General features: G+C 60.0%; 16 protein-coding genes. 8 read left to right on the top strand and 8 right to left on the bottom strand.

What is annotated here, in order from left to right; genetic code table 11:
* The first annotated feature begins 927 nt into the window (after positions 1-927).
* Positions 928-2,838 (top strand): GGDEF domain-containing protein, encoded by a 1,911-nt coding sequence (locus tag BCS36_RS00725; RefSeq protein ID WP_291301020.1) that lies wholly within the window; start codon positions 928-930, stop codon positions 2,836-2,838.
* An 82-nt stretch (positions 2,839-2,920) separates the two neighbouring features.
* A complete protein-coding gene (locus BCS36_RS00720) occupies positions 2,921-4,738 on the top strand; it encodes a methyl-accepting chemotaxis protein (RefSeq protein ID WP_291301019.1) in 1,818 nt (605 codons plus the stop codon).
* Positions 4,739-5,161: 423 nt separating this feature from the next.
* On the opposite strand, the gene BCS36_RS00715 is transcribed toward BCS36_RS00720, so the two are convergent.
* The 4 genes from BCS36_RS00715 to fdnG all read right to left on the bottom strand — a co-directional run bounded on the left by BCS36_RS00715 (position 5,162) and on the right by fdnG (position 11,180).
* A complete protein-coding gene (locus tag BCS36_RS00715; RefSeq protein ID WP_291301018.1) occupies positions 5,162-5,605 on the bottom strand; it encodes a cytochrome c3 family protein in 444 nt (147 codons plus the stop codon).
* 538 nt (positions 5,606-6,143) lie between these two features.
* Entirely contained in the window at positions 6,144-7,103 is a 960-nt protein-coding gene (locus BCS36_RS00710) for a formate dehydrogenase accessory protein FdhE (RefSeq protein ID WP_367209034.1), read from the bottom strand.
* A gap of 326 nt (positions 7,104-7,429) precedes the next feature.
* Positions 7,430-8,089 carry a 4Fe-4S dicluster domain-containing protein gene (locus BCS36_RS00705; protein ID WP_291301016.1) on the bottom strand — a complete coding sequence of 220 codons (660 nt, stop codon included), beginning with the start codon at positions 8,087-8,089 and terminating at the stop codon, positions 7,430-7,432.
* Positions 8,090-8,138: 49 nt separating this feature from the next.
* Positions 8,139-11,180 (bottom strand): formate dehydrogenase-N subunit alpha, encoded by a 3,042-nt coding sequence (gene fdnG, locus BCS36_RS00700; protein WP_291301015.1) that lies wholly within the window; start codon positions 11,178-11,180, stop codon positions 8,139-8,141.
* A gap of 225 nt (positions 11,181-11,405) precedes the next feature.
* Between fdnG and BCS36_RS00695 the strand changes: the two genes are divergently transcribed.
* Positions 11,406-11,666 (top strand): hypothetical protein, encoded by a 261-nt coding sequence (locus BCS36_RS00695; protein ID WP_291301014.1) that lies wholly within the window; start codon positions 11,406-11,408, stop codon positions 11,664-11,666.
* A 492-nt stretch (positions 11,667-12,158) separates the two neighbouring features.
* Here BCS36_RS00695 and BCS36_RS00690 read toward each other — a convergent pair whose 3' ends face one another.
* The 3 genes from BCS36_RS00690 to BCS36_RS00680 all read right to left on the bottom strand — a co-directional run bounded on the left by BCS36_RS00690 (position 12,159) and on the right by BCS36_RS00680 (position 17,207).
* Positions 12,159-13,778, bottom strand: coding sequence for a DUF6056 family protein (locus BCS36_RS00690; protein WP_291301013.1), 1,620 nt, complete (start codon positions 13,776-13,778; stop codon positions 12,159-12,161).
* 852 nt (positions 13,779-14,630) lie between these two features.
* Positions 14,631-16,313 carry an FmdE family protein gene (locus BCS36_RS00685; RefSeq protein WP_291301012.1) on the bottom strand — a complete coding sequence of 561 codons (1,683 nt, stop codon included), beginning with the start codon at positions 16,311-16,313 and terminating at the stop codon, positions 14,631-14,633.
* A gap of 240 nt (positions 16,314-16,553) precedes the next feature.
* A complete protein-coding gene (locus BCS36_RS00680) occupies positions 16,554-17,207 on the bottom strand; it encodes a molybdenum cofactor guanylyltransferase (protein WP_291301011.1) in 654 nt (217 codons plus the stop codon).
* 607 nt (positions 17,208-17,814) lie between these two features.
* Between BCS36_RS00680 and BCS36_RS00675 the strand changes: the two genes are divergently transcribed.
* The 4 genes from BCS36_RS00675 (at position 17,815) to BCS36_RS00660 (ending at position 23,731) form a co-directional block, all read left to right on the top strand.
* Entirely contained in the window at positions 17,815-18,303 is a 489-nt protein-coding gene (locus tag BCS36_RS00675; RefSeq protein WP_291301010.1) for a CvpA family protein, read from the top strand.
* A gap of 36 nt (positions 18,304-18,339) precedes the next feature.
* Positions 18,340-19,137 carry a nucleoside triphosphate pyrophosphohydrolase gene (gene mazG, locus BCS36_RS00670; protein ID WP_291301009.1) on the top strand — a complete coding sequence of 266 codons (798 nt, stop codon included), beginning with the start codon at positions 18,340-18,342 and terminating at the stop codon, positions 19,135-19,137.
* Between the two features lie 98 nt (positions 19,138-19,235).
* Positions 19,236-21,368 carry a hypothetical protein gene (locus BCS36_RS00665; RefSeq protein WP_291301008.1) on the top strand — a complete coding sequence of 711 codons (2,133 nt, stop codon included), beginning with the start codon at positions 19,236-19,238 and terminating at the stop codon, positions 21,366-21,368.
* Complete coding sequence (locus BCS36_RS00660; protein ID WP_291301007.1) at positions 21,365-23,731, top strand: hypothetical protein; 2,367 nt, start codon at positions 21,365-21,367, stop codon at positions 23,729-23,731. Before BCS36_RS00665 ends, BCS36_RS00660 begins: the two co-directional genes overlap by 4 nt.
* A gap of 275 nt (positions 23,732-24,006) precedes the next feature.
* Here the strand turns inward: BCS36_RS00660 and BCS36_RS00655 are convergent, their stop codons facing one another.
* Positions 24,007-24,975: a hypothetical protein gene (locus tag BCS36_RS00655; RefSeq protein ID WP_291301006.1), complete on the bottom strand. Its 969-nt coding sequence runs from the start codon at positions 24,973-24,975 to the stop codon at positions 24,007-24,009.
* Positions 24,976-25,381: 406 nt separating this feature from the next.
* Here BCS36_RS00655 and BCS36_RS00650 point away from each other — a divergent pair, with 406 nt between their 5' ends.
* Positions 25,382-25,984, top strand: coding sequence for a PadR family transcriptional regulator (locus BCS36_RS00650; RefSeq protein ID WP_291301005.1), 603 nt, complete (start codon positions 25,382-25,384; stop codon positions 25,982-25,984).
* The last annotated feature ends 399 nt before the right edge of the window (positions 25,985-26,383 follow it).

Genomic DNA, 26,383 nt, shown 5'->3' with positions numbered 1-26,383 from the left:
CGTTAGCAGGAGACACTATGGCAGACGTCTTGATTTTATTGCTGGTCTTTGGCGGCATTGCAGTTTTCTATCTGCTTGCCATCAAAAAAGGCTGGCTGCCCATAGACAGCATGACTTGCGGCTGAGTGCCCTTCGACAAGCGGCGTGCCCAGCTTGAAGAAGATGAACGCAGAAAGGCAAGAGCGAAACAAAGAAAAAACATATAACCAAGCACCGATACAAATAAGGTTTGTGCCCACAACAGCGCAGCCTTTTAGCAACACTCTTCCCCGAAAACGGCCCGGCCCTGACTGCATGGGGCTGCGGCAACATACCTTTCCATCCGCGACACCATGTGCGCCCCCGAGACTTTTCAGGGGCGCACTTTTTTTTGCAACGTCCAACCACCCCAAACCGGATGGCATACTTTTAGGGGGGAAGGTCAATCCTCCAAAAGCGCGATGTCTGTCCGCAGTACTGTGTATCTGCCTTGTACGCATACCCTTTCCTGCGCACATGCCCTGACTTGTACACTGCCCTGCCCCATCATATGCCCTGCCCTCACACACCCTGCCCGTGCGAGAGGCCGTCAACGCTCAGGGCGACACGACCCTGCGTGCGCCGTAAGGCTGCGTTGCCCCAGAAACGCCTCTGCGCGGTTTTGTGGGTAAAAATCTTCTGGAAGCGCGCAAATTTATGTCGCAGAGACAGTCTGCGCTTTGTGTCATTATTGCGCTCGCCTCTCGGCTGTAGCGCCTGCCCGTAACATTCTCCCGCACGGCACGCGGCGGCCAAAACATAAACCACTTGTATCACATACTATTACCAATAGCATCCCACAACACGCGCTAACCGCCACCTTACGCAAAAACCTGTCATACCGTCACTGTATTGTCATATTTGAGCGCTACTTCTTTGGGCAATTCATCATCCTACCGGAGACTGCATATGCCCACGCCGTTAGTGCCAAACCCACCTACTTCCGGCAATGAACCGCTGATCCTGTGCCCAGGCCCGCGTCCTCTGGAAAAACCTCTGGCCGCCATGCGGGCCGCCGCACGCGCCGCCGCACGGGCAACCGCGCTGGCAGCGGAGGAACGACAGACCCTGTGGGACATTTTGCATAACAAAAGCATCCACAGTGTGCTGCAGCCCATAATATCCCTGCGGGACGGCTCCATTTTTGGTTACGAAGCGCTGGGGCGCGGCCCTGCGGGCAGCCCCCTTGAAGGTCCCGAAGCCCTCATCAACGCGGCCCTGCGCCACGGGCGCATGCTTGAGCTGGAACACCTGTTCCGCTACAGCGCCCTTCGGGCGGCGCGCCAGATAGCCACGGGCATACGCCTGTTCCTTAACGTCAATCCCAACATTATACAGGACCCGCATTTCGGCGTGGGCTTCACCAAGGAGTACCTCACCCGGTTTGCCCTCAGCGCCGAAGATATGGTGTTTGAAATCACGGAACGCGAATCCGTGGACAACCTGCGCGGCTTCAAAAAAATCATCGAGCACTACAAGGCCCAAAACTACCAGATAAGCATTGACGACGCAGGGGCCGGATATTCCGGCCTCAATCTCATTTCAGATGTGCAGCCGCACTTCATCAAGCTGGATATGCGCCTCATTCGCGGTGTGGACAAAGACCTCACCCGTCAGGCGCTTATCAAGAGCATGCAGGAATTCGCCTCCCTGACCAATACCCGCATCATTGCCGAGGGCATTGAAACGGAAGAAGAGATGGCGACCCTGATCAGCTTTGACGTGCCCTACGGTCAGGGCTACTTCATCCAGCGTCCCGCCCTGCATCCGCAGCCCATCATGGAACATGTGGTGCGTTTCATCCACCGCGAAAACAAGATAAAGAACCGCTTTTTCGGCGCGCGCGTGCACAAGTTCCACGTGCGGCACATCATCCGCCCCGGCTTCACCGTTCCCCCATCCCTGCCGGTGCTGGAGGCTGTCGAGCGCTTCGAACATGATGAAAGCCTGCAGGGCCTCTGCGTGGTGGACGAGGGCAAGCCTGTGGGCACCGTCATGCGCCACCGCCTGCACCGTCAGTTGAGCGGGCGTTTCGGCTTTTCGCTGTTTGCCGGAAAAACCGTCGCCTCGGTTATGGACAGGAGCTTTTTAAGCGTTGACCACCAGACCACCATTGACGTTGTTTCCCGCCATGCCATGCGCCGCGAGAACAACCAGATATACGACTTTGTCACCGTCACCCGCGACGGCAAATACGCGGGCATCGTCACGGTGCGCGAGCTGCTTGAAAAAAGCATCGAGCTTGAGGTGGCCAACGCGCGCCAGCTCAATCCCCTCTCCGAACTGCCGGGCAACGCCCTTATAGACATTGAGCTGGAACGCCTTGTACGGCTCAATCTGGACAAGAGCGTCCTCTACTTCGATATCGACAACTTCAAGGCTTACAACGACAAATACGGCTTCAAAAACGGCGACCGCGTGCTCAAGCGTCTGGCGTCCATTATTAGCGAAAACACGCCTCAGGGCGATTTTGTGGGGCATATCGGCGGCGACGATTTCATAGCCGTCACCGACCGCTCCAAAGCTGAAAAGGTCTGCCAGGACATCATCAGCGCCTTTGCCCAGGGCGTGTCCGCCTACTATAACGCCGAAGATTTCCAGAACGGCTACATTGAAGGCAAAAACCGCAACCAGCAGGAAGAGCGCTTTCCTCTCATGTCCCTGACCATTGTGGGCGTCTGCGCCACCTGCTTTCAGAGCAGCTTTGATCTGGCGCGGGCCGCCGCCAGCCTGAAAAAGCGCTGCAAGCAGCTGGCGGGCAACAATTATATGTTTGACGACTGCCAGGATGCCCCCGCAACCGAAACCAGCGCGGAATAACAACCGCCTGCGGATATTGGCCGCCACTGGCGGGCCGATGGACGGATTCGGGCGTTAACCACAATAAGGACTGAGGATGCCAATGAAGCTGAGCGCAAAACTGGTTCTTTCGTTTTGCAGCATCATTTTTTTTATGGTGCTTCTTTTTGCGGTCTATATGCGCAACTGCCAAAAAATCACCGCCACTGTCGACCACATCACGGAGACCGTCATTCCTTCGGTGGTGGCTGTTCAATCCATGAATAGCCTGCTCTATTCCATGAGGTCAGATCTGGCTGCCGTAAGCACCCGTACAGACAGGGTGACCATAACCGAATATACCTCGCGCATTAATCGCGCCCTGCGCGCCCTGGCCGAGCACGAAAAAAACTACGCGGAACTGGCGTCCCGCCCCGTGCCCGAAGAATGCACCCCGCCAGACGCCGCCAGCGCTCCCGGCCAGGACGGAGAAAATCAGGCCGCGAGCCTGCCGGAACTGCTGGAACACATCGCCGCCGCCACGCAGGAAGACGCCCGGAATCGCCAGCAGATTATCGAACTTGCCAAAGAGGGTGAAAGCGAAGCGGCCGTGGCCCTTTTTGACCGCAGCAGGGCCAATTTTCTGCGGTTGGCGCGATTTTACGAACAGGTGCTTGACCGGGATACGGCCCGCAGCCGCCAGGCCGCCGAAGCCGCGCGCCATATTGCCGCGCAGTCGCAAAACATGGCTGTGGGCCTTACCGGTGCGGCGCTGCTGTTCAGCGTTTGCGTGACCTGCCTGCTGATCCTTTCCGTCAAACGCCAGTTGGGCATAGACCCCGGCCAGCTCAACATCCTTGCACAGCGTGTGGCCAAAGGGGATTACCAGACGGACGCCGACGGCGGCCCCAAAAACCGCCGCGGGGTGTATGCCTCCATCATGTCTATGGTGGCTTCGTTGCAGGCACACATCAGCAATGCCGACGCGCAGTCGCAGATGGCCCTGAGTCAGTCGCAAAGGGCCGAAGCGGCCCTGCGTGAAGCCGAGGACGCGCGGACGCAGGCGCAGGGCAGGACAGAAACCCTCCTGCACGCGGCCGCCCAGCTTGAGGGCGTTGCCCATAACCTGACGGCAGCATCAGGCCAGTTGACGCGGCAGATCGAGCAGTCAAGCCAGGGGGCCACGACCACGGCGGAAAACCTGGACGGCGCCGCCACCGCTATGGAACAGATGAACGTCACGGTTCGGCAGGTGGCCGACAATGCCGGGCAGGCCGCGCAGGCCTCAGCCGGAACGCGGGCCAGCGCCGAAGAAGGGGCACTGGTCGTGCGGCAGGCTCTGGACAGCATCAACAGCGTCAACGAGGTTTCGGAGCGGCTCAAGACCGACATGGATGATCTTAATGCCCGCGCCCGCGACATCAGCCGCATCATGGGCTTCATTTCCGACATTGCGGATCAGACAAACCTGCTGGCACTTAACGCAGCCATAGAAGCGGCCCGCGCGGGTGAAGCCGGGCGCGGCTTTGCCGTAGTGGCCGACGAAGTGCGCAAGCTGGCGGAAAAGACGATGGCGTCTACCCACGATGTGGGAGCCGCCATCACCGCCATGCAAAAAAGCACGGCCCACAGCATGGCCTCGCTGGACGAAGCCGTGGCTCAGGTCAAACTGGCTACAGCCAGCGCCGGCAAATCCGGCTCTGCCCTTGAAGCTATTGTCAGCATGGCCGACACCACAGCGGGGCAGGTGCGCGCCATTGCCGCCGCCAGTGAAGAGCAGTCCGCCGCCAGCGAAGAGGTAAACCGCACCATCAGCAGCGTCAGTCAGGCGGCCCGAGATAGCGCCCAGACCATGACCGAGGCTGCCCAGGCCGTGATCCACCTGTCGCAGCAGGCCAAGACAGTGGAAAGTCTTGTGGAAAAACTGCGCGACAATGGATGAACGCCCTTTGGGCAATAGCAAAACTGCCCTTTCGAGAACGGCGCGTTGAAATGCTTTGTGGGGGAGAAGACCTTTTGCAAAAGGGTCTTCTCCCCCACGCCCCCCCAAAAACCTTTATTGCATTTTACTACGGTGCATAGGCGCTGGCGGGCGTTGCTGCTGGCGTGTCTGCTCTCTGATATCTTGGGCATGGGCATGAGTAATGTCCGTCCGTTTTTCGGCATACAGAATTTTTACTACATACAGTCCCCACAGGCAGGCACTGCCACTAACAGGCCCCTCAGACGTTCCATTATGGCAGGCCGCACTGGTGTTTTCACTACGTGCAGACCCAGTGTTCTGCCACCAACGTACAGATGCCGGACAGCTTTCGCTGCCCGGCATCCGAACATTGGCGCAACTGCCGCAAAGCGGCGTTGAAAACTACGGTTTGGCGGTTTTTTCGGCCGCGGCGGCTTCACGCGCGGCGGGGCTCATGTGGCAGGGACGGCAGCCCTTGAACTGCGGGAACTTGCCGGGATTTTCAGCCGCGAGCTTCTTGTGGCAGCCAAGGCAGGAACGGTCGCCGTTATTGGAGTGGAAGGCCATGAACATGCTCATGGGGTCACGCTCGCGCGCGCCGGGCGTGGCATGGCATTCTGTGCAGGCAACATAGCGCCCATCGCTGCCGTCTTCGTGGTGACAGTGAAAACAGGAGATGCCCTTGTGCGCCGTGTGCGGGAACATGACGTTCATGCGCTTGGAGCCGGAAGCTTCAATCTCAATGGGTTTTTTGATGACGTCCGCCATCTCCTTGACGCTGCGGGCCTGCGCTCCGCCGGCACACAAAAGAGTCAGGGCAAAAAAAGTGATGACCAAGGTTTTCATGAACAAGCTCCTCCTGAGGTAGTAGACCTTCATGTCTTGGCGCATGCGGAGCGCCCTTACCGGGCGGCCGCCGGGTCTCGCCCACAGCCCCATGGCGGTGGACGCGCTCCCTCCCGGTTACCCGGTTCGGCATGCTTTCGGCCTTTTCAGAACATATGGCAAAAGAAAATTTCATTCTCCGGCCAGGAAGGAATTTTCAGCGCAAGGGCGTGTCTACGCCCGCAGTGCGGTAAAAAGCCCGGCTCAGCCGCAAAACAAAAACTTCTTGTTGCAGCGTGTCTGACACAAATTCTGACGTTTTTGCCTTCCATCAGGCGGCGCGAAGTGGTTACGCCACGCCTCGCAGCCTGCTGCCGCCGCCACGCGACGGCCAAAAGCGCCAGTCCTGCTTAGAGCAGATGCACTTTGAACTGTCTCACATTTCAAAGTGTTCATTCAGCCGAAAAATGCGATTTGCGGCTGAATCCACGCCACGTTGTGGCGCGCTGCACTCTTGTGCAGCGTTAGGGCATTTACGCTTTTTCAAAGGTAAAATGCTCTAAAACGTATTCCAGAATGAAGGTTTGAGCGGGCGCAGTTTTTTGCGGGCCGCCACCATATCCAAGTGCATCATGCCAAGGGCCAGCGCGTCAAGGTCAGGGGTTCCTTCCCGTTCACGCAAATCCACGGTGGGGCAATAGCTCTTGCACTTGGTGCACCAGTCCAACCGCTCGCCCTGGGCCGCCTCGCTTTCGCGCATCATCTCCATCACGCCCGAGCCATCTTCGCCGCATGAGGGACAGACGCGGCGCATAAACTTCCAGTCAGCGCCGCACAGGCTGCAATGCAGATGTTTTTTGCCGCCGCCGCCCGCAAGATACGCATTTTTTTCATCCAGCATCGGCTTGTCCAGCCAGCCTATACTGGCAAAGCTGCCGCACACGGGGCAATAGCCCTGCTTCCACTGGCTGCCCACGTCCCAGGGAGCATCCCCTTCTTCAGGCAGGCTCTGCGCCACAAGGACACGCAGAACAGGGGCAAGCACAAAACCAAAGGCGAACAGCAGTACCGAGGGATCAAGGCCATACTGCTCCGCAAGGCGCGTCTCTTCCTCACTGTTGCCCGAAAGCATGGCTTCGGCCAGCGATTCACGCGGGTCGGGCTTTGCCTGGGCCGTCGTTTTTTTCTTGGAGACCTTTTTCACCGGCGCAAGCAGCAGAGCTTCCAGCGCGGCAATATGCGGGGCCATGGCCTCAAGCCCGGCCAGCAGGGGCAACAGCTTTTCGGCACTGCGGCGCAAGGGCGCGGCAAGGCCGTTCAAAGGCATGCCAGCCAGCAGCGAAAGCCCCTGCGTCATGGCTTCGGTCTGAAGCTCCGGCAGGCGCAGCCCTGTGGCGCGTACGCTGTCGGCCAGGTCTTCGGCCAGTTGGGCCTGGGCCGTCAGCAAAGGTTCAAAAGCCCGCAGTACGGGTTCCAGTACGGGACGGCGCGCCGCCACGTCCTCCAGGGTTTTTGCCACGCTTTGGCGGGATAAGGCCATTGATGCTCCAAAACCCGGAGGCCGCGACCTCCGATCGAAAGGTGACAGAGGCGCGCAGGAAGCCCCACGCGCCACACTTGATACAAAGCCGTGCCCGACCGCAGGGGCGGCAGGCCAGCTTCCGGCAAAAAGGGATTTCACCGGGCGTATTCAAGCGCCTCGCCTGGCCGTATTGGCATTCGCGGCTGTCCACCCTTGAGCGGGACGTCCCGAACGCCAATACGGCCATAGCTACATTGCTGTAAGTCAGCATAATTTCAGTTTACAATTATGGCAATGCCAAACTGAAACCTGACTGAGGCACTCTACATAAAGGATGCGAACTCGTAATACTTGTCCTTGGTGTCAGCCAGAAGATAGATGACGCTGACGTCTTCCATATCGGCAAGAAACGCCTTGGGCCAACGCTTTTTGGCGGTTTCAAGACGCTTTTTGGCCACAGGCAGTATCTCTTCACGCTCACCGAAAACCATGGCCCCGGTGGGGCAGGTTTTGACGCAGATAGGCTGCATGCCCGCAGAAACGCGGTCAATGCACATATCGCACTTGGTCAGGCGGCCGCTTTTGGGGTCGCGCCTCGGGATGTTGTAGGGGCAGGCTTCCTGCACGGCCTGGGCGTCTTCTTCGCTGAGCTTCGCGGATTTGTCCGTAGCCAGCACGGCGCCGGTTTTCTTGTCCTGAATAATGGCTCCGGGCACGCTCATATCGGCCACGTCCATGCAGGGCGGGGTCTGGCAATGGCGGCACTGGTCGGGAAAAAAGTTCCATACCACGTTGCCTTCATCGTTCACATATTCGTGAAACCGGACAATTTTAAGGTTGTTCGGATTCAGGTCCGGCGGGTTCTGGTGCGTGCCGAGCTGCTTGGTGTGATTGGCGGGCAGATCGTGCCATTCCTTACAGGCCAACTGGCAGCCACGACATGCCGTGCACCGCGTGGTGTCAACTAAGAATGTTTTCGGCATAGTATGCTCCTTGTGGGGCGCGCCCCCTCACGGGGACGCGCCTTGCTCGTTAGCCTATTTCGGTCAGCTTGTCGGCCTTGCGCAGGTTCACGCAGCAGGCCTTGGACTCAGGAATGGTGGTATTGGGGTCATACGCGCCCACAGTAAGCCTGTTGGTGGAGTCGCCGCATTTTGGCGTTGTCCAGCCGAAGGCGAAGGGCATGCCCACAAGGTGGACAGTCTTGCCCATAACCGTGAAGGGCCGTATGCGCACGGTCACCATGGCGATGGCTTCGCACTTGCCGCGTGCGCTTTCCAGCAACACGCCGTCGCCGTTCTTGATGCCCTTTTCCTTGGCCAGCTCGTGGCTCATTTCCACATACAGCTGGGGTTCGGCTTCAAGCAGGTTGGGCACGTTGCGTGTTTCGCCGCCGCCGCACCAGTGCTCGGTGAGGCTATAGGTAGTCAGCACAATGGGGAAGCGCGGATCGGCCGGGGGCGCGATCTGGTCCAGAGGCGACTTGTGGTACTTGTACACAGGGCTGCTGATCTGCTTGGAGAACGGATGGCTCGCCAGGGGCGTTTCAGCAGGTTCGTAGTGCTCGGGGAAAGGCCCGTCGGCAGGGCCGGGGCCGTAGAACTGGGCATGCCCGTCCTTGACCATGATGAAGGGCAGCTTGCCGCCCTTGGGGTCGGACATGGGCGGCCAGGGGCCGTCGGGCACGTCGCCCACCCACTTGCTGCCGTCCCATTCAATAACGGCTTTCTTGGGATTGAAGGGCTTGCCGTTCACGTCCACCGAAGCGCGGTTGTACAGAATGCGGCGGTTGACGGGCCAGCACCACGACCAGTTGGGGAAGAGGCCGATGTTGGCCTGCATGGGCGTCTGGCTGGGGTCGCGCCTGCGTGACTTGTTGCCGTCTTCTTCAGTCCAGCTTCCCGTGTATATCCAGTTGAGGGAAGAGGTTGAGCCGTCGTCCTTGAGGGCGGCAAACGCGGGCACAAGCTGGCCGCGCTTGTAGGTCTTGTCGCCCACCTTGGAGTCGGCCCAGAAGAAGCCGTTGATGCGTCTGGCCCAGTCTTCGGGATCGTACTTGTCGGTCCAGTGCATCTTCAGGATGGGATCGGGCAGCACGCCGCCCTCTTGCGCGTACATCTTGCGGATGGTGTTGAAGAGGGGCACGACGACGTCAGCGAAGTTACGCGCTTCGCCGCCGGGCTGCACAGCCTGATCAAACCACTGGAGCCAGCGTCCGCTGTTGCTGATGGTGCCCGCCTTTTCAATGCGGTGGGCCGACGGCAGCAGGAAGACTTCCGTCTTCTTTGTTTTGGGGTCAACCCCGGGGCGCTTCCAGTTGTCCGTTGTTTCGGAGTTGTGGATTTCAGAGCAGACGAGCCAGTCCAGATTGTCCAGGGCTGTCCGCATCTTGTTGGTGTTGGGGAAGCTGTTCATGGGGTTCACGCCCATGATGAAGCCGCCCTTGATCTTGTTATTGTATATCCTGTCCATGACATACATGTACGAATAGTCTTCGCCCGGCTCCAGCTTGGGCAGCAGGCTGTAGCAGAAGTCGTTCTCGGGCGTGGCGGCATCGCCGAACCAGCCCTTGAGCAGACTTGCTACGTACTTTGGCCTGTTGCCCCACCAGTTGGCGCTGTTGGGCAGGGTGGTGACCGGCGTATTGGCCTTGTTGTATTCGGCCAGGGTCTGCCACGGAGCCTGCGGGGTGCCGTGATAGCCGGGGATGTTGTTGTACAACAGGGCATGGTCCGTGGAGCCCTGCACATTGGGTTCGCCGCGCAGGGCGTTGATGCCGCCGCCAGCGACGCCGATGTTGCCCAGCAGAAGCTGCACAAGGGTGGAAAGGCGGATGTTCTGCACGCCCACGGTATGCTGTGTCCAGCCCAGGGCGTAAAGAATGGTGCCTGCCTTGTCAGGGCTGCCGGTGGCGCAGAAGTTCTTGTAGACCTTGAGCAGATTTTCCTGCGACACGCCCGTAACGTCGGAGACGTTCTTGAGTGTGTAGCGGGAATAATGGTCTTTCATCAGGTTGATGACGCAACGCGGGTTCTTGTGCGTGGGGTCGATGACCGGCGCGCCGTCAGGCCCTGCGGCCTTGGCCCACAGTTTTTTGTCGTACTTGCGAGCCTCGGCGTTGAAGCCGCTGAAGAGCCCGTCTTTAAAGGCGTAGCCGTCGCCCACCACAAAGGCCGCGTCGGTGTAGTTGTTGACGTAATCCTTGTGATAACAGCCGTTTTCAAGGATATAGTTGACCATGCCGCCAAGGAAGGGGATGTCCGTGCCGGAACGAAGGGGCACGTGGAAATCGCACCTGGCGGATGTGCGCGAGAATTTGGGGTCGACGTGCATGAGCACGGCCCCGTTGTCCTTGGCTTTCATGATCCACTTGAAAGCCACGGGATGATGTTCAGCGGCATTACTGCCGATAATAAGCACCGCATCGGCATTCTTGATGTCGATCCAGTGGTTGGTCATTGCACCGCGTCCGAACGACTCTGCCAGAGCCGCAACAGTGGGGCTGTGTCAGACCCGCGCCTGGTGGTCCATATGGACAACACCCAGGCCGCGCAAGGCTTGATGGATAACCGCGCATTCCTCGTTGGAGGCGTGCGAGGTTCCCATCCAGAATATGGATTCCAGGCGGTTGACCGTCTGGCCTTTTTCGTTTTTGAGGATCATGTCCTTGTCGCGGGCGTCTTTTACGCGGCGCGCGATCTGCTCAAGGGTCCAGTCCCAGTCCTTCTCTTCCCACTTGTCGCTGTGAGGAGCGCGGTACAGGGGCTTTTTCAGACGATGATCACTTGTATACATCGAATAGAGGGCCGCACCCTTGGCGCAGAGCGCGCCTTCGGTAATGGGAAAGTCCGGATCGCCCTCGGTGGAGACGAGCTTGCCGTCTTTCACATAGGCGATGATCTGACACTGAACGGAACAAAAGGGGCAGATGCTCGATACTTCGCGAGCCCCTTCAATTTTGAGTTTAACGGCGTAAGCCTGCGCTTCGCCCAGATCGAAGCCCAGGTTCCCCAGTGTCAGGCATAACACCCCTGCACCGACCCCTTTGAGAAAACTCCGTCGGGTGCTTTTCATAAGACCTCTCCTTGTTTGAGCCTATCACATGCGCGTGGCCGAGGCAGGCTGGCGCGCAGAAAATCGCATCGGCGACCACTATGCGGACGCCATCTTACGACATAAAGAATCGTAGTCACCATATTATAAAAATCGTGATGTCGCAAGGTTGGACGATTATTTATATTGGATTCTCAGTACTTTGTGATATTTTTCTCCACATGGTAAAATGTCATACCATTACAAATGTATAACAACGCGACACGTATCGGAGCCACGCCTGCCGGGCTAAAAGCCCCTTCATGCTTTGCGCAATATCACGCTGAAATTAATACTGTTTTATACAACAATTTTATTATTCATTTTTGTGTGAAAAAAATTCACCACGCTGCCAGAACAACAGTGGCATTCAAACCGTCAGGCCGCCCGGATACCGGACGGCCTGAGAAAATCTGCGCGCAGGCAAGACATGAACGCCAGCGCAGATTCAGTGTGAAGGCGCGCTGACTGCTGCGTGATCTGGTCATCCAGAAAAGGCGTAACTAGAGTTTATCTGCGTTGTTATGTGCTGAACTGGTTTTTCAGCGAGGCGCGAATGCACCTGCAAAGGCGACCTGTTCAAAAAAAGAACCACAACTGATTTTTTTGGCGGGGTGAATATGCGCTCGCAAAGACGCCTTGTACGAGGCGAGAAACCCAGCCTGCCGTGCGCCCCTGTGTGACAGAAAGGACAAGCGGCCATAAAAACCGTCCAGGTCCATGCCGCCCTATGCTCTTCCACCGCGCGCAAACGCATGCCTGACACAGACGCTGGCTGCCCACATGGCGACGCGCCTCCCATAGCGCTCGCATGCGCCCAGACAGCAGTTTGATGTCGGCATTGCCGCAAAGTTTTGGGCAGCGCGCTGCGGAGCGTTTCACCCTCCTGTCGGGCAGCACGGCCCCGGGCTTCGCACGGTCCTGTCGGGAAGCAATGTCCGTCAACGGGGCTACAGGCGGCTACATGCCAGAGGCTTCCACCACAACCCGCTTCCAAACCGTGGGCTTGCCAGCCTCACTGACAGCCACGTAGGCAAGGCTGCTCAAATCCGTAATTCCTTCAATGTGCAGGGCAGCCTTGCCGTCGGCAGCGACCGTTGCGGAGGCTGGAGCGTAGCGCGAAGTTACGGCGGGAGTAGAGGTTGTTTCGCTGTCAGTCAGGGGAGAAAGCCCGCGCAAAATGGCCTGTACCTTACTGGCGACCGTCGGCCTGTGGACTACAGCGGCAACAGACACCTCGCCCGCCGGAAGATTGTCCAGATAAACAACATTGCAAATGACAAGTGCGCGTATTGTGCCCGTTCCGGGCATATCAAGGCTCACGGCCCTGTCCCAGGGAACCATTTGAAGTTTTTTGGGTCCGTAAGAATCAACTTCAATAATATCATAGCCTGGGAAAAAATACTTGTCTGTCTGCGGGTACCCCAATGAGCTCGCAGTGAGGGTTCCGTCTGCCATTGCCTTGTTTCTGGCTTCAATGGCGGGTTGCGCCGCAACAAACACCCCAGCCTCCACAACTACGCTGGCCAGCAGCACTGCGCAAAAAGCGGCATAGAGCAACTTTGCGCCGCCGCTCTGTGACGCCCAGGCCACAATAAAGGCAAAGCAGCACAGCGCGATGTAAAAAAACGTAGCGGACATGGCACGGTACGGCGTGGACGGACTGAACAGAAATGCGGCGAGACTGGCCTGGGCCATGATAAAAAATACCAGCCCCGGCAAAACCGTTGCAAGTCTCAATCGGCCCTGACGCCGCAGCAGCCATACGGCAACGACGGCTATCAGGGCATAGGGCAGCATTTCAAGTTCTTGCGAACTCCAGAATGTCAAAAATCTGTGGAATGAATCCAGCGACAATACCGGTATTTTTTCAGCCCCTCCCAGACTTGTCAGCCTCACAACATTGCCAGGAGCCGTCATCATCAAAAGCCAGCCGCCAATGGCCCCCATAATGCCGGCAGCCGCCCAGAGCGGCACCCTTTTGACGCCGCGAAAGCGATAGATCGCGACACAAGAGGCCGCAAGAATTGCGAGCATGCCCACGTTTTCATTGCTGCAACCGGCCAAAATACCGGCAAGCGCAAAGACGGGGCCTCCGGGAAGCCTGTAGTCCTTTTTATCTATCCAGAACCGGTAGGGCACAAGAAAGGCTGTGGCAAAGGCCAGGCTGTAGCCATAGTCCGGCGTGCCCGTGCGCCAGAAGTACACTGTGCCGAATGCCGGCAACGCAAACCACACAAGGCCTGCCAGCGTCACCACATGCCACGCCCGGAGCTTTTCACGCCACTGCGCGCCCAGAACCAGCAAAACTCCAGAGAAGACAAGCCCCATAAAGATGAGCGGGGTCAGCACCGGATGCAGCCAGACTGGGCCATGCAGCAGAACCCGCGCCATAAAATGCCCGACAAATTTGCCGCTCCAATGCAGGTGTTCATCAACCTGTGCAGCAAACATGGCTGAAAGACTCGAGCCGCCAGCCCCATACCCAAAATCATCAAAAACCCAGGGAGTCATTACACAAAAAAAAGCCATTACAGCCATTATGAGCAACGATACAAGTATTGTGCTTTTCTTGTTCATTTTAGCACCAGACGGCTAAAGGGTACTGAATCTGCCGGAAGAACGCCTTTACGTGGCTTGCGTGAATGTCTCAAATGTCTTTTCCACAAAAAAGAAAACGGATTTTTATTAGTATAAATAGAAATTAAATTCCATTTTATGCATAAAAACAGAAACCATGCGCTCCTGCACAACAATCTATGTACCCGGCTTCATTCTTCATGCGCATGGCAGAACTGCTTTCAAGCTCGGCACAAAGCCGCTTGTGCTAGCACTATCCGTAACACTTCGCCAAACGCCACAAAACCGAAGCCCCCAATACGGACGCTCCCAAATGGCCTGAAGCACGCGACAATAGATTTCTCAAAAATCGCACCGATATTTTATGCTAGCTAAATACCCCAAGAGTCCGCGTAAGACAATCGGTGAGGCATACCAAACTGAAAACAGGGCTCTTACAAAACGCGCCCCTGAAGATATCAGGACAGCAACTACTGCCTTACTGTGCGGTTTATCCTTAAAATCTGCTTGTTAGAGCAATGTCACCGTGGACAGCTTTGTGGTGGAGGCCCACTTTTACAAAATGGGCCTCCACCACACCCCCACCCATTAAAATTCTCATTGTATTTTAGTATGGTACCAGAGCATTTCCATATTGCAATGCCCTGGTCGGCTGCATGCAGGCGTCAACGCGGTTTGAGTGCGAACCCAGGCTGAAGCGCTGTTGCCCTGACAAAAAATAAAGGCAGCCAGCACAGTTCTGCCAGCCGCCTTTATTTTGCACTTTGTTATGTGATTGCTTTCCGCGCTCTTCCTTCATCAGGGCAGAAGAAAAAACATGCTATCAGGCATCAACCCTGCCCGCGTCCCCGCCTACTTGCCAAACCAGCACTTTGGCCAGGTACAGGTATGGCAGGAAAGGCAGTAGCCCCCGTCGCCCATGCGCGCAAGTTCGGCGCGGGTGATCCCACGGTTGGCCAGCAGACGCGGCAACACCAGGTCCAGAAAGGTTGTCTTGTAGTAAAGCGCACAGGCGGGCACGCCGAGCACCTGCATGTCGCCATCGGGACCGGGGATGCGCCCCATAAGGCTCATGGTGCCCGGCAGCACGGGCACGCCGTGCAGCACGTCGGTCAAACCGGCATCCATCATGGCATGCCGGGTCACATCGTCAGGATCAACGGAAAGGCCGCCCGTCGTGACCAGCAGGTCAACCCCGGCCTCGCGCATTCCGGCTACGGCCTTGGCCATCAGGCTTCTGTCGTCGGGAACAATGTCCGTCTTCACCACGTTGCACCCCAGCATGGTAACCTTGGCCGTAATGACGGGAATAAACTTGTCCTCGATTATGCCCTGAAAAACTTCCGTGCCTGTCACCAGAATGCCCACGCGCGCCTTGCGCAGGGGCAGCACGCTGAAGAGCGGCCCGCCTTCCAGAACCTCAAGCGCCTGTGAAAGCCGCTCACGGGAAATGAAAAGCGGAATGGCCCGCGTGCCTGCCAGGGGGCCGTCCTGCTTGACCAGGGTGGCGTCCTGCCGCGAAGCCACCATTATTTCGGGCACAAGGTTAAACCGGCGCATGCGTTCCACATCCACGCTGAAAAGGCCGTCCCTGGCCGCGACAAATTCCACCTTGCCCTCGCGGGGCGGCAGGGAATAACTCACGCCCTCACCCGCCATGCGGCGGGCAAAAATCTCAGCCGCCTCATTCTCATGAACAAGGCTGTCCTCGCCAGAGGCAAAGGAAGGAACCTCCCCTTCCCCGGCGGGGGCATCCGTCACCGCCACATGAAAACGCCCCATCTGTTGCAGACGGCAGATATCGCCCACGCTGATGCGCTGTCCCGCCTTGAATTCAGGTCCCTTGAACTGGCCAGGATCTATGCGGGTCATATCGTGAACCAAGGTCTGACCCACGGCTTCCTGCACGGGCACCACGCGCACGCCTGTGGCGGCCTCGTGGATCTCGGCGGCCTTTATTTCGCGCCGGGCAACCACATATGGGGCTTCGCCCTGACAGCCCCGACACACGGGGCCGTCTTCAGCGGGATAGGCCTCCCCGCACACCGGACAGCAGACAATGCGCGACATATGCTTGTGCCCGATGAAGCGGCGCTTCACCTTGATGGGCTCAACCTTGCAAATGGTGTCGCCAGCCTGTTCGATTTCGGCTTCAAGGCGGGGAACATCCTGATCTTTTTTGGCTTTTTTCTTTAAAAACCATGCTTCGATTTCGGGGTACGCGGCCATTTTTACCGGATCAACGCTCACGCGCACGCCTTCGCCCGTATGCTTGTCAAAAAGCGACACGGCATAGCGGCCCAGGTTGTGTATCTTCATCCAGCCGTTGCCGATGCTGCACAGGGTCAGCAACTGCACCGCGTCGGGCAGGCATTTGCCGGATTCTACCACTGCTTCGAAAAGCGTGCCTTCTGGCACATGCCTCTTGGCCAGCTCAACCATATACCCGCCCACAAGCAGGCCGGGAGCGGCATAACCGTGAAAATTCTCCGCCAGACGGCGAAATTCGTCAAAAGTATAGGAGCCGATATTCATGAGCTTCTCCAAAAAATGCTGCCGGATGCAGACAGATGGGGGACTATGTTCAGGATTTGTGTAAGCCAAGTTGCTCTTTATTGCTACCTGTTCACCGCATTGTTCCGACATGGCCGAACAGCCCTTTATGAACGGATGACGGGGGCTTCCGCCAAAAGCTTGTGGCCGACACAGAATGGCATATGGTTATAACAAAAAGATATTATTGATAAATCACGTTTTTTAAAAAATCGTGATTTTCTATGACAGTCGGGCCTGAGCCAGAGCCAGGTCTTCTGGGCTGTTGCAGTTGAAAAAAGGCGCGGCCTCTTCGGGGCCATAATCCAAAAGGCACTGGAATTCCTGTGGGATAACACTGGCAATCCTGCGCTGGCCCTGGACGAGAGCACGATCAAAATACGGCAGTGCCCCTACCTCGTACACAGCCACGAGGGATTCAATGCGTCCTGTGTGCCGCTCGCGGTATGCGGTGACAAGGCTGGTGGCCGGAGCTTCATTTCTGGCTGCGAGCAGTTTGCGCAAGGTGGAGGCATCCATAAAGGGCAGATCGCAGGAAAGCGCCAGCACGGCTGCAAAGCCCATATCTTCGGCCTGTCGCAAAGCCGCCTGCAAGCCTGCCGTGGGCCCGACCCCCCGTACGGCGTCAAAAACGCAGTCATACCCCTGCCGGGGAGTGTCCGCGCGACAGGAAACAAAACACACAGGCACAAGGGAACGCACCAGACAATGAACACGGGCCAGCATGCTGCCGTCATTGCCGCCCGCCATATCCTCTGAGGTCGATCCCGTCGGCCCAGCCAGACGCTCCAGAGCCTTGTCCTTTCCCATCCGGCGGGAGAGCCCCCCCGCGAGCACGACCCCGGCGACGGGGCCCCTTTCCTGCAGTACCACCATGGCTCATCTCCATATATAGTGAAATGCGAACGGGTCGTTCCCTGCGTGGCCCTTACATGGGCCTTGACCTGGCCCAGAACTGGCCTTGAACTAATTTAGAGCAGGACCCTGAGCAGGGGCCTGCGCGTGTGCGTTTCCGCACCCATGCCCGCCCACTGTAACCGCTGTACGGATCATGTCAAAACCGCCATGGCGTCGATGATTTTTGCGTGCGCCTTCACCTCATTACGTAATTCCGACATGAGGTCGCGGCGTATCGCAGCGCATCTGCGCCGCGCCGGCCCGGCAGATCTGCTCCAGCACCCTTGGCCATTCGACGGCCATGCTCGATACTGGTCATGCACGGGGGGCGTACACGGTGGGCAGACGCCTGCAGCCGCCAGCGTCTTCACCCTGCAGACGCTCCGGCGTGAAAAACGGTTTTCCCGCCAGATCTACAACAGGTTTTTTGCAAAAGGGCATTACCGACCGCCTGGGGGGCGCTGCCCTTGACTGACGCATTGTGCCGCGCCCACGCTTTTGCTATGGTGTCTGGCGCTGCCCGCTGGCGCAAGCGTGAGAGCGCGGCGCGAAAGGCACACGCAAGGGGCACGTTCAGGGAGAAACCATGGGCCAGGATATTTTTGACCTCATTGTTGTTCTGACGCTGGCGTTCTTTGCCGGACGCGGCTATCTTAACGGCTTTGTTGGCGAAGTGGCGGGCATTGTGTCGCTGTTGGGCGGTTTTTGGGCTGCCCACACCTATCACTACCTGCTTTCGCCCCACCTGACCCTCATTTCTGATCCGGGGTGGCGCACCATTGCGGCCTATGTGCTGGTATTTCTGGGGGTGCTCATATCAGTGGCCCTGCTGGCCCGCCTGCTGCAAAAAATTCTTTCGCTTTCTTTTGTCAGCTGGGCCGACAGGCTGGCCGGGGCCGCGTTGGGTTTTGCCAAGGGCGCGCTTTTGTGGTCTTTGTGCATGCTTGTGCTGCAAAAATATTTCTCACAGGCGGCCTTTATGCAGCACAGCCGCGTGCCGCCCTATTTCACCGCCCTCACGGCGCAGGTCCGGGGCTGGCTGCCGCCCGACCTCGTATCGCGTCTTGGGCTTTAACACTGCATCCGTAACAGGCAAGGAAGCGTAGACTCTATGGAAAAGAGCGCCGTTGAAGAATTGCAGGGAGTCATTGACAAACTCACCAGCCCCGAGGGCTGTCCCTGGGACAAGGAGCAGACCGCCCAGTCCCTGGCCGACTATATCATTGAAGAAAGTCATGAGCTGGTCAGCGCCATACGCTCCGGCAATGTGGTCGACATCCGCGAAGAGCTTGGCGATGTGGCCTTTCTGCTGCTTTTTGTGGCCCGACTGTATGAAAAGGAAGGGCAGTTCACCTTTGCCGACGCCCTCAACAACAACAAGGCCAAGATGATCCGCCGCCACCCTCACGTTTTTGGCGACACGGTTTTTGACAGCCTGGACGAGCAGCTCAAAGCCTGGGAAAAGATTAAAAGGGCCGAGCATGCCGACGAAGAAGGCAAGCCCAAGGGGCTCTACGACAGCCTGCCGGAAAGCCTGCCCCCCCTGCTGAAGGCCTATCGCATCCACTCCAAGGCTGCCCGCATCGGGTTCACCTGGCCCGAGGACGAAGAGGTGGAGCAGCAGGTTGAAGCCGAATGGCTGGAGTGGCTGGACGCCTCAGCCAGCAACGATGCCGAGGCGCAAAAACACGAACTGGGCGACCTGCTTTTCAGCATTGCCGAACTGGGACGCCGCAAGGGCATCAAGGCCAGCGAGGCCCTTGACCTCGCCACGCGCCGCTTCCTGAAGCGCTTTGCCCGTATGGAAGAACTGGCCCGCCAGCAGGGGCAGGACTTTACGGCCCTGAGTCTCGACGAGAAGGACGAACTGTGGAATACGGCCAAGGCAGAGGAAGAGGCCCAGTCCTGATCACGGGGCTGACGCGGCCCACGACGTGCGCGGCGCAATGCCGCCCTTTTCCTGCGGCTTCATTGTTGCCGTTGCGCTTTTTGCCGCTCTTTTTCTGCGTGCTGGCTCTGCTGCTTTGCGCCTGCACGCCACGGCAGGAGGGCGCGGCGCGGCGCGCATCCGGCGCATCTCAAGCTGCGTCCGCCTCAAACGGCGTCCTGCCGCGCGCTGATCCGGGCTATCTGCAGTGGCTTGAGCGCCAATCCATGCTCGGCTCCACCCAGGAGCTGACCGCTCAGGTTTCCGGTACGGAACGCATCTGGCGCAACAGCGCCGCTGCCCGCCGGGTTCCCCTGCTGCTCTCCGCAGCGCCTTCATGGCTGGACGTGAATCCGCATACGGTCACGGCGGGTCATCCCTTCTGGAGGGCGCTCGGCCTGTCCGGGCTGCCGGAATTTCTGGGTCAGGCAGGCCTGAACGGACTGTTTGCCGCGCCCACTGGCGAAAAGGGCGATATCTGGGGCAGCCAGAAAATGTCCACGCCCGGCGGCGTCAACGTGACGGCCCTGCGCCTGGATCCGGCCATGGGGACTGAGGAAGATTTTGAGAGCACCGCGTCCCGTCTGGAAAAACAGGACATCCAGATGGGCGGCGAACTGCCGCCAGCCGCCACGGGATTTGGGCCGGACTTTATCCTACAGGCCCGTCGCGCCTCGCGTTTTGACGGTCTCTATGCCATGATGGCCGTGCCGCAAAAAGACTGGGACGCCCTGCCTGTCACCGGTGATGAATGGGACTGCCTGCCCCTGCGCCCGCAGGCCGTGCAGACCCTTGTGCAGCGGGGACTTCTGCCCCCAGGCCTCAGCCGCGACACCCTGCCCTGGGCAACCCCCGGCGGCTGGGCCGTCACGGGCGAGGTGCGCGGGGCGGACGGACAGACCCGGCGCTGGGTTTACCGCTACAGCGGGGACGCACTGCGCCCCGTACTACTCTGGCAGGACCCCTCGGGTCAGGCCAGGCGCATATTTTCGGCAGCGGTCATCCGCCATACCGGCTTGCAGCAACATACCCTTGCAGGTCTGCGCCTGGAAGCGCTCATGGGGCTGGATGTGCCCGCCGCACAGGCAAATGCGACGTCTGGACAGGGAGCAGGCCAGGGCATGATGCCGTCAGTGAGCAAAACAAAAGGCCAATCTGCCAGCCGCCAGGCCGATACGTCCAGTCTGGCGGAACTGACGCCAGGGCTGGAAGCGCTGGACGCCCTTTCGCGCGAGATACACCGCTATGGCGGCTGGGCCATGCAGGATGACGTTCTGCCGCCCTCCCTGACCAGGGCGGTGCTGGACACGGCAGTGGATTTTACGCGCGACGTCATTACCGAACCCGCTGCGGCATACGCCCTGCTGAGTGGCGACGCCGCCCCCCTGGTCCGGCTTTTGCGCGCCTCGCTGGAGCAGGGCGTGGATCACAGCCGTCTGGCGCGTGGGCAAAAGGACTTGCAGAGCATAGACTGGCGGCCCCTGCTGGACCTGCCCCAGGGAAGAGATATGGTGCGCCGGGCGCAGCAACTGGCAAAAGCCTCGCCCGAAGATACCACGCTGTGGACTACGCAGGCTGGCCTTGCGGCCCTGGCCCTTGGGCTGGACGCCACATCCGCCGCCCGCCCCGCGCAGGCTGCGGCCATGCGGCAAACGGTATTGCTGCTGCTTTCTTTTCGCATAGGGCTTCCGGGTCTGGCCTTTATCAGCCCGCAGGACATGACAGGCGCGCTCAATCTGCCGCAGCCCCCGGCGGGCATGCCGCGCAGCATGGGCAACGTGCCCCTGTGGGATGAGCGCCTGGGCCTTGTGGGGTCAGTGCCGCCAGCGCCCCTGGCTTTCGGCGCTCTGGACAGACAGTGGGCCGACAAACAGAGCTTTGTTCACGAACTGGCCGCGCTTTTGCGCGCCCGCCGCGAGGCCGGTCTGGCTGCGGGGCGCGTGATTTCCATTTTTTCCGGCCCCGCAGGCTGCGTGGGCGTGCTGAGCGCCTTGCCCGGCGGCGGCTACTGGCTGCTGGCCGCCAATTTTTCCGACAAAAGCCAGCGCCTTGCCTGCACCCTGCCAACCCCGGCACGCGGCGCCCGAAATATCCTGAACGGCCAGAACCTGCCCGTGCAGGGGCATACTGTGGAACTTGACCTTGACGCCCGCCAGTCCCGGCATGTGCTGCTCGTGGGACAGGCGGTAACCTCTGAAGGAGCGAATCAATGACCCAGAACCCCACCAAGCCTGAAGACGACCAGCACAGCCGCGTGGATAATGCGGACCATGCCCCTTCCAGCGGGCCCGGCAAGGACGCTCAGGCCAACGCGGCTGGCAACGCGCAGGGGGCAGGCCCCCTGTCTTGCGACCAGACAGCCGCGAACCGGGACGCCTCCTCCCCGCCGGAAGCTCCACAGCACTCCTACAACGCTGGCTCTGCGCACGATCACGGCTTCAGCTCTTCGTCCGGCTCCGTACAGCAGGGCTACGGCCAGAACGCGGCCAGCCAGAATGACGGCAAGCCCAAGGGCCGGGGTATGCTTTCCTCATGGCGGGCCAAGCTGGGCAAACCCGCCGACGGGCAAAGCGCCGCCACGGCAGCTGCCAGCACGGCCCCCGATGCTCCGGTTAAGCCCAATGCCGCACAAAAGATTTTTGAAGCCGCCAGCCGCGTCGGGCCGTTTTTTCTGCTTCTGATCTTGCTGGCGCAGGCATGGCCCGCCTTTATGGGCAATGCCCTGTACTGCCCGCGCGAGGCTGAAAGCATCCTTGTGTTCAACCAGACCAGCCAGACCGGACTGTGGCTCGCCCCGGCCGCTCCTGGCCTTGCCCACTGGCCGGTGTACCACTGGTATCTTGCGGGCATGCAGAGCCTCATGGCCATGGCTGGCCCGGGCTTTGGCCCCCTGCTCTTCCCCCTTGCGGGGCTTGCGGGCGCGCTGCTTTGCCTTTTGGGCGCGTGGACGCTGTCCCGCGTGGCAGGCCTGAACTCGCAGGAGGCGCTGGCAGGAGGCATGATTCTTCTGGCCGCCCCGCTCTTTGTGCCCCTGGCCCATTTTACCGGGCCAGAAAGTCTTGCCGCCGCCCTTACCCTCTTTGCCCTGGCCCTGCTCTGCCACGGCTGGCAAAAACCCCAGGCCTGGATAAGCCTGCCTGCGGGCTTTGTGCTGGCGGCGCTGGCCGGGCTCACGGGGGGCCTGTTCCACATCATGCTGCCCCTGGTCGTCAGTATCTTCTTCCTGGGCTGGCGGGGCACTTTCCGCCGGGCGCAGGGACTGGACGGCGTGACGGGTTTTGTGCTCCTGCTTCTTATGGTGGCCTGCTGGCTCGGCGGCGTCATGCTGTGGCAGCAGCCTGACGGATATCTGAAATTCTTGGGCGAACGCCTCATGCTCTGGCCCTGGCCCAGCGCCAAGTGGTGGCTGCCCCTGCTTATAGCCGCTGCGGGCCTGCTGCCCTGGCTGGCCATTGTTGCCTGCGTTTCCTGGGTTCGCGTGCTGCGCACGGCCCCCGGCGACCTTGCGTCCTCGCGCAAGGACAGGGCCGGAATCGCCTTTATGTGGATAGGCGTCGCCGTGGCCGCCGTGCTGAGCCTCACTGCCTATGATCCTGTCAGCGCCGCTCTCACCGTCATATGCCTCGCTGCACCCTTGCTGGGCAAGGCGCTGCTGCGCCTCACGGGCCTGGGCGGTCGCCTGTTCTTCATCTTCGCCGCGCTCTGCCTGCTGCACGCGGGCATGGCCCTGACGGCGGCGGGCTTCGGCCCCACGCTTGACTGGATGGGCGGCTTCTTCAAGTTCACCCTCACCCTTGATCAGCGTGAAATGGTTCTTGGCCTCAAGGCCCTGCCCATTATCGGCGTCATATGCATTGCTGCCGCCATCCTGCTGGCCCGCATGGTGCGCAAGGGCGCTCATGGCGGCATGGGCGGCGCGCTGCTCATCTGCACAGTCATCGTCATCCTGCTGGCCCAGCCCGGCTCCCTGCTGCTTGGCCCGCAGCTCAAGGCCGTTCCCCAGGCCAAACTGAGCCATCTTGAAGAAATATTGAACCCCGCGCCCGCGACCGCGCCTGAAGCTCCCGCCAGTGAAACCCCGGCCCCGGAAAGCGCTGCCCCTACCGCGCCAGCTGGCGAATCCGCTACTCCCGAAGCGGCCTCGCCTGACGCCGCCGCGCCCCAGACACCAGCTCCGGAAAGCGCCAAGCCGGATTCGGACAAGCAGACGTCTCCCATTGAAAAGGCGCTCGAAAAGGCCGCGTCGGAAGCCGCGGACTACGATGCCAAGGTGATGGAAGAAACGGACGGCAAATTTGGCAAAAACGGCAATGCCGCTGGCACGCCAACGCAAGCGCCCGGAACTGCGGGTGAGGGTGCGGCCCCCGGAGCCTCCGGGCCTGCTGATGCCGCCAAAGCTGAGCCCGCTGCTCCGACGGTGGAGGCAGCGCCGGCCGCGCAGCCTGATGCGGCTAAGGCTGACGACAGCGTCAGCGCCGCGCCGCAGGTTCCCGCTCCCGCTGCGGCCCCGACGGCTGCCCCGGCAGAGGCTTCCGCACCTGCCCAGTCAACCTCAGGGGACCAGCAGGCCAAGTAAGCCCGCGAGCCTCTGACCCACTGAAAAATAAGCGCCCTCTGCCGCACGCAGAGGGCGCTTGTCATATGCGAAAGCGCATAGGGAAGGGACACATGGCGCACGGGGTTAAAGGCCCGGCGTCCCACATGCGAACGCCCGCAGGTGGCGTTGCCTCACGCTGTGCATGTCCATAACACCCGCCGAAACGATCAGTGCTGTAGCCTGCCACAGACCAGACCCGAACAGCCTGGGTGCGGCCACGCGCCACATCCAGGCAGCCCAAGCCCTTGCAATCTTCACGCTTCGGCCCTGGCCTGGCGCACCTCAAGTCCTGCCTCGCGCAGCACCGCGCGTGCGCCGGGCAGGTCAAACCCACGCCAGGGGCTGATGCTTGAGGACGTATCACGGGGGTTGGCGGCCTGTTCCACAATAATGGTGTTGGCGCCGCAGCGAAGGGTCTGGGGCGTGGGCGGGTGTACGCAGAGATGCCGCCCGCCGTCGGGATACTCCAGCCGGGCAAGGGCGGCCACCCGTTTGAGATAGGCGTCGGATACCTGCCCATAACGAGCCAGAGGCGTGCCCATAATGGGCACCCGCGCCATCACGCCCGTGCCCGATGCGCCCACTTCGCGCGCGCGGCGGGCTTCGACCAGTATCTCGTCAGCGCTGTGTTCCGGCCCGAGAGGCTCAATGAGATATTGCAATTCAAGGCCGCCCTTGAGCACATTCTCGATGGTGCGCATGCGCATGTCCACGCTGTGCCCCGTGTCCACGCCCTCGCGCAGCCTGACCACATGGTAGGACATGGTAAAGCCCGAATCCTTGAGCGCCCTGACATCGTCAGCACTCATTTCGCCCGTATTGATGACAAGGTGGATATCGCTGCCGATGCGGTCCCGCGTCAGGCGGCCCAGGCGCTGCAAAACCTCCAGGGGGTAGTGCTGCGTCGTGCGCAAAACCACAAAATCCGCCCCGCCGTCGGCCAATTGCCCGGCTTTTTCCACAATCGTCTCTGCCGTCAGGGGCGGGGCAGTCTTATAAACGTCCCAACACGCGGCCTGACTGCAAAACGTACAGCCCATATCGCAGGGTGTGCTGTCAATGCCAATGGCCGCCCATACAAAGCCCCGGCTCTCTGCCAGACTGCGGCTCATGCCGTCCGCCTTTTCAAGCAGATGGGCGATGCGCCTGTCGCTGACAGCGGTATCCAGCAGCAGACGTGCTTCTTCACTGACGGAAAATGCCTTTGCCGCGTCCTCTGGCATGATATGCCTCCCGGCGGCTGTGCCGCCTTTTCCGCGCTTATCCGCGCCCCACAAAGCCCCGCATGGCCCCGCATGGCCGAGTCGGGCCGCGCCCTGTTCGCATAGGGCCGTGCCCTGTTCGCGTCGGGTCGCGCTCTGCCCGCGCTCTACCTGCGTATGGCGCACGCTTTTATTGAAACCGATGTTATCCGAGTATCCCCACTACTAGACCAAGTCAAATAACAGAGCAACACACTTTGATTATGCCCGTGCAGAATCGGGACAACCCCCTGCCGGGCAGACTCGACAAGGCCCGCGCCTCTGGCTAGGGTACACACAGGAGCGGCGCTTTCCCTGAGCCGTGCGGCGGCAGATTGCCGCTGCGAGCCACGTGCCCTCGCACGAAGCGCAAGGTCACGGAATGCGCATGAATCCAATGAACAAACTCAAGCCACCACCCCATCCCGGCACGGGAGATGACGCAGACATGACAGATCCACAGGATTTTTCGGTTCAGGACGAAAAGCCCTTCGAGGGTTGCGCCTGCACGGGCAAAAACCTCGTTAAGCTGGTGCGCCCCGCCATCCTGACGGTGCTGGCGGGCGAAAATCTGCACGGTTATCGTATTCTTGAGCGCCTGGCCGGCATGGCCATATTTCACGGGCAGCCGCCGGACCCGGCGGGTCTCTATCGCGTGCTCAAGAGCATGGAGCAGGAAGGGCTCGTGCACTGCGCCTGGGACCTGCAAGGCAGCGGCCCGGCCCGCAGGCAGTATGCCCTTGCGGCCAAGGGGCGCTCCTGCCTTGAACAGTGGCTGGGCACTCTTGAAGACTATCTCGCTTCCGTTGGCGGGCTTGTGGATAACATACGGCGTGTGCTGGATGCCGCACCGGGGACGGCGCGGGGCAACTCCGACCCTGCAGTTCCGCCTGCGGGCCAGCCCCGCGCGGGAGCGGGCAGGCAATGCCGCTGCGCATCCGCTCTGCAAAGCGCGCCAATTGACAGTTCTGGTTCTTTTGAGGATAGTTGACCATCAAGAGTGCTTTTGCGGATATGCCCTGCGTGCTGCCTGTCGGGTCTGACGCAGGCTGCCCGGCCTGCCCTGTCCACCCGGCCTTGCCCGGTCCATCCGGCCTTGCCCGAAGGGACAAGCCAAAACGATTGCGCCAAACCAATTGTGGCAGCCCCATTGCGGCACGCCGCTTTCACGGGCGCAGGCTGACGCTGTCGGCAATACATGTAAAAAACGGCTCTGATGCCTCTGGAGAATATATGCAAACACAGGTGCTGACGCGCGCACGGGAGGCGGTTGAATATACGCCTTCGGCCTTTTGCGGCCTGTGCGCTGCGTGCGCGTCCTGTGACGGCCGGAGCCTGACGCGCTCCGGCATGACCTGAATACTGGCGCTGTGGGGCAGGTTGTCCCGCC

Source organism: Desulfovibrio sp. MES5, assembly GCF_002237645.1.
GTDB lineage: Bacteria > Desulfobacterota > Desulfovibrionia > Desulfovibrionales > Desulfovibrionaceae > Desulfovibrio.
The sequence above is the reverse complement of the archived record's forward strand: the minus strand, read 5'-3'. Positions and strand labels throughout refer to the sequence as shown.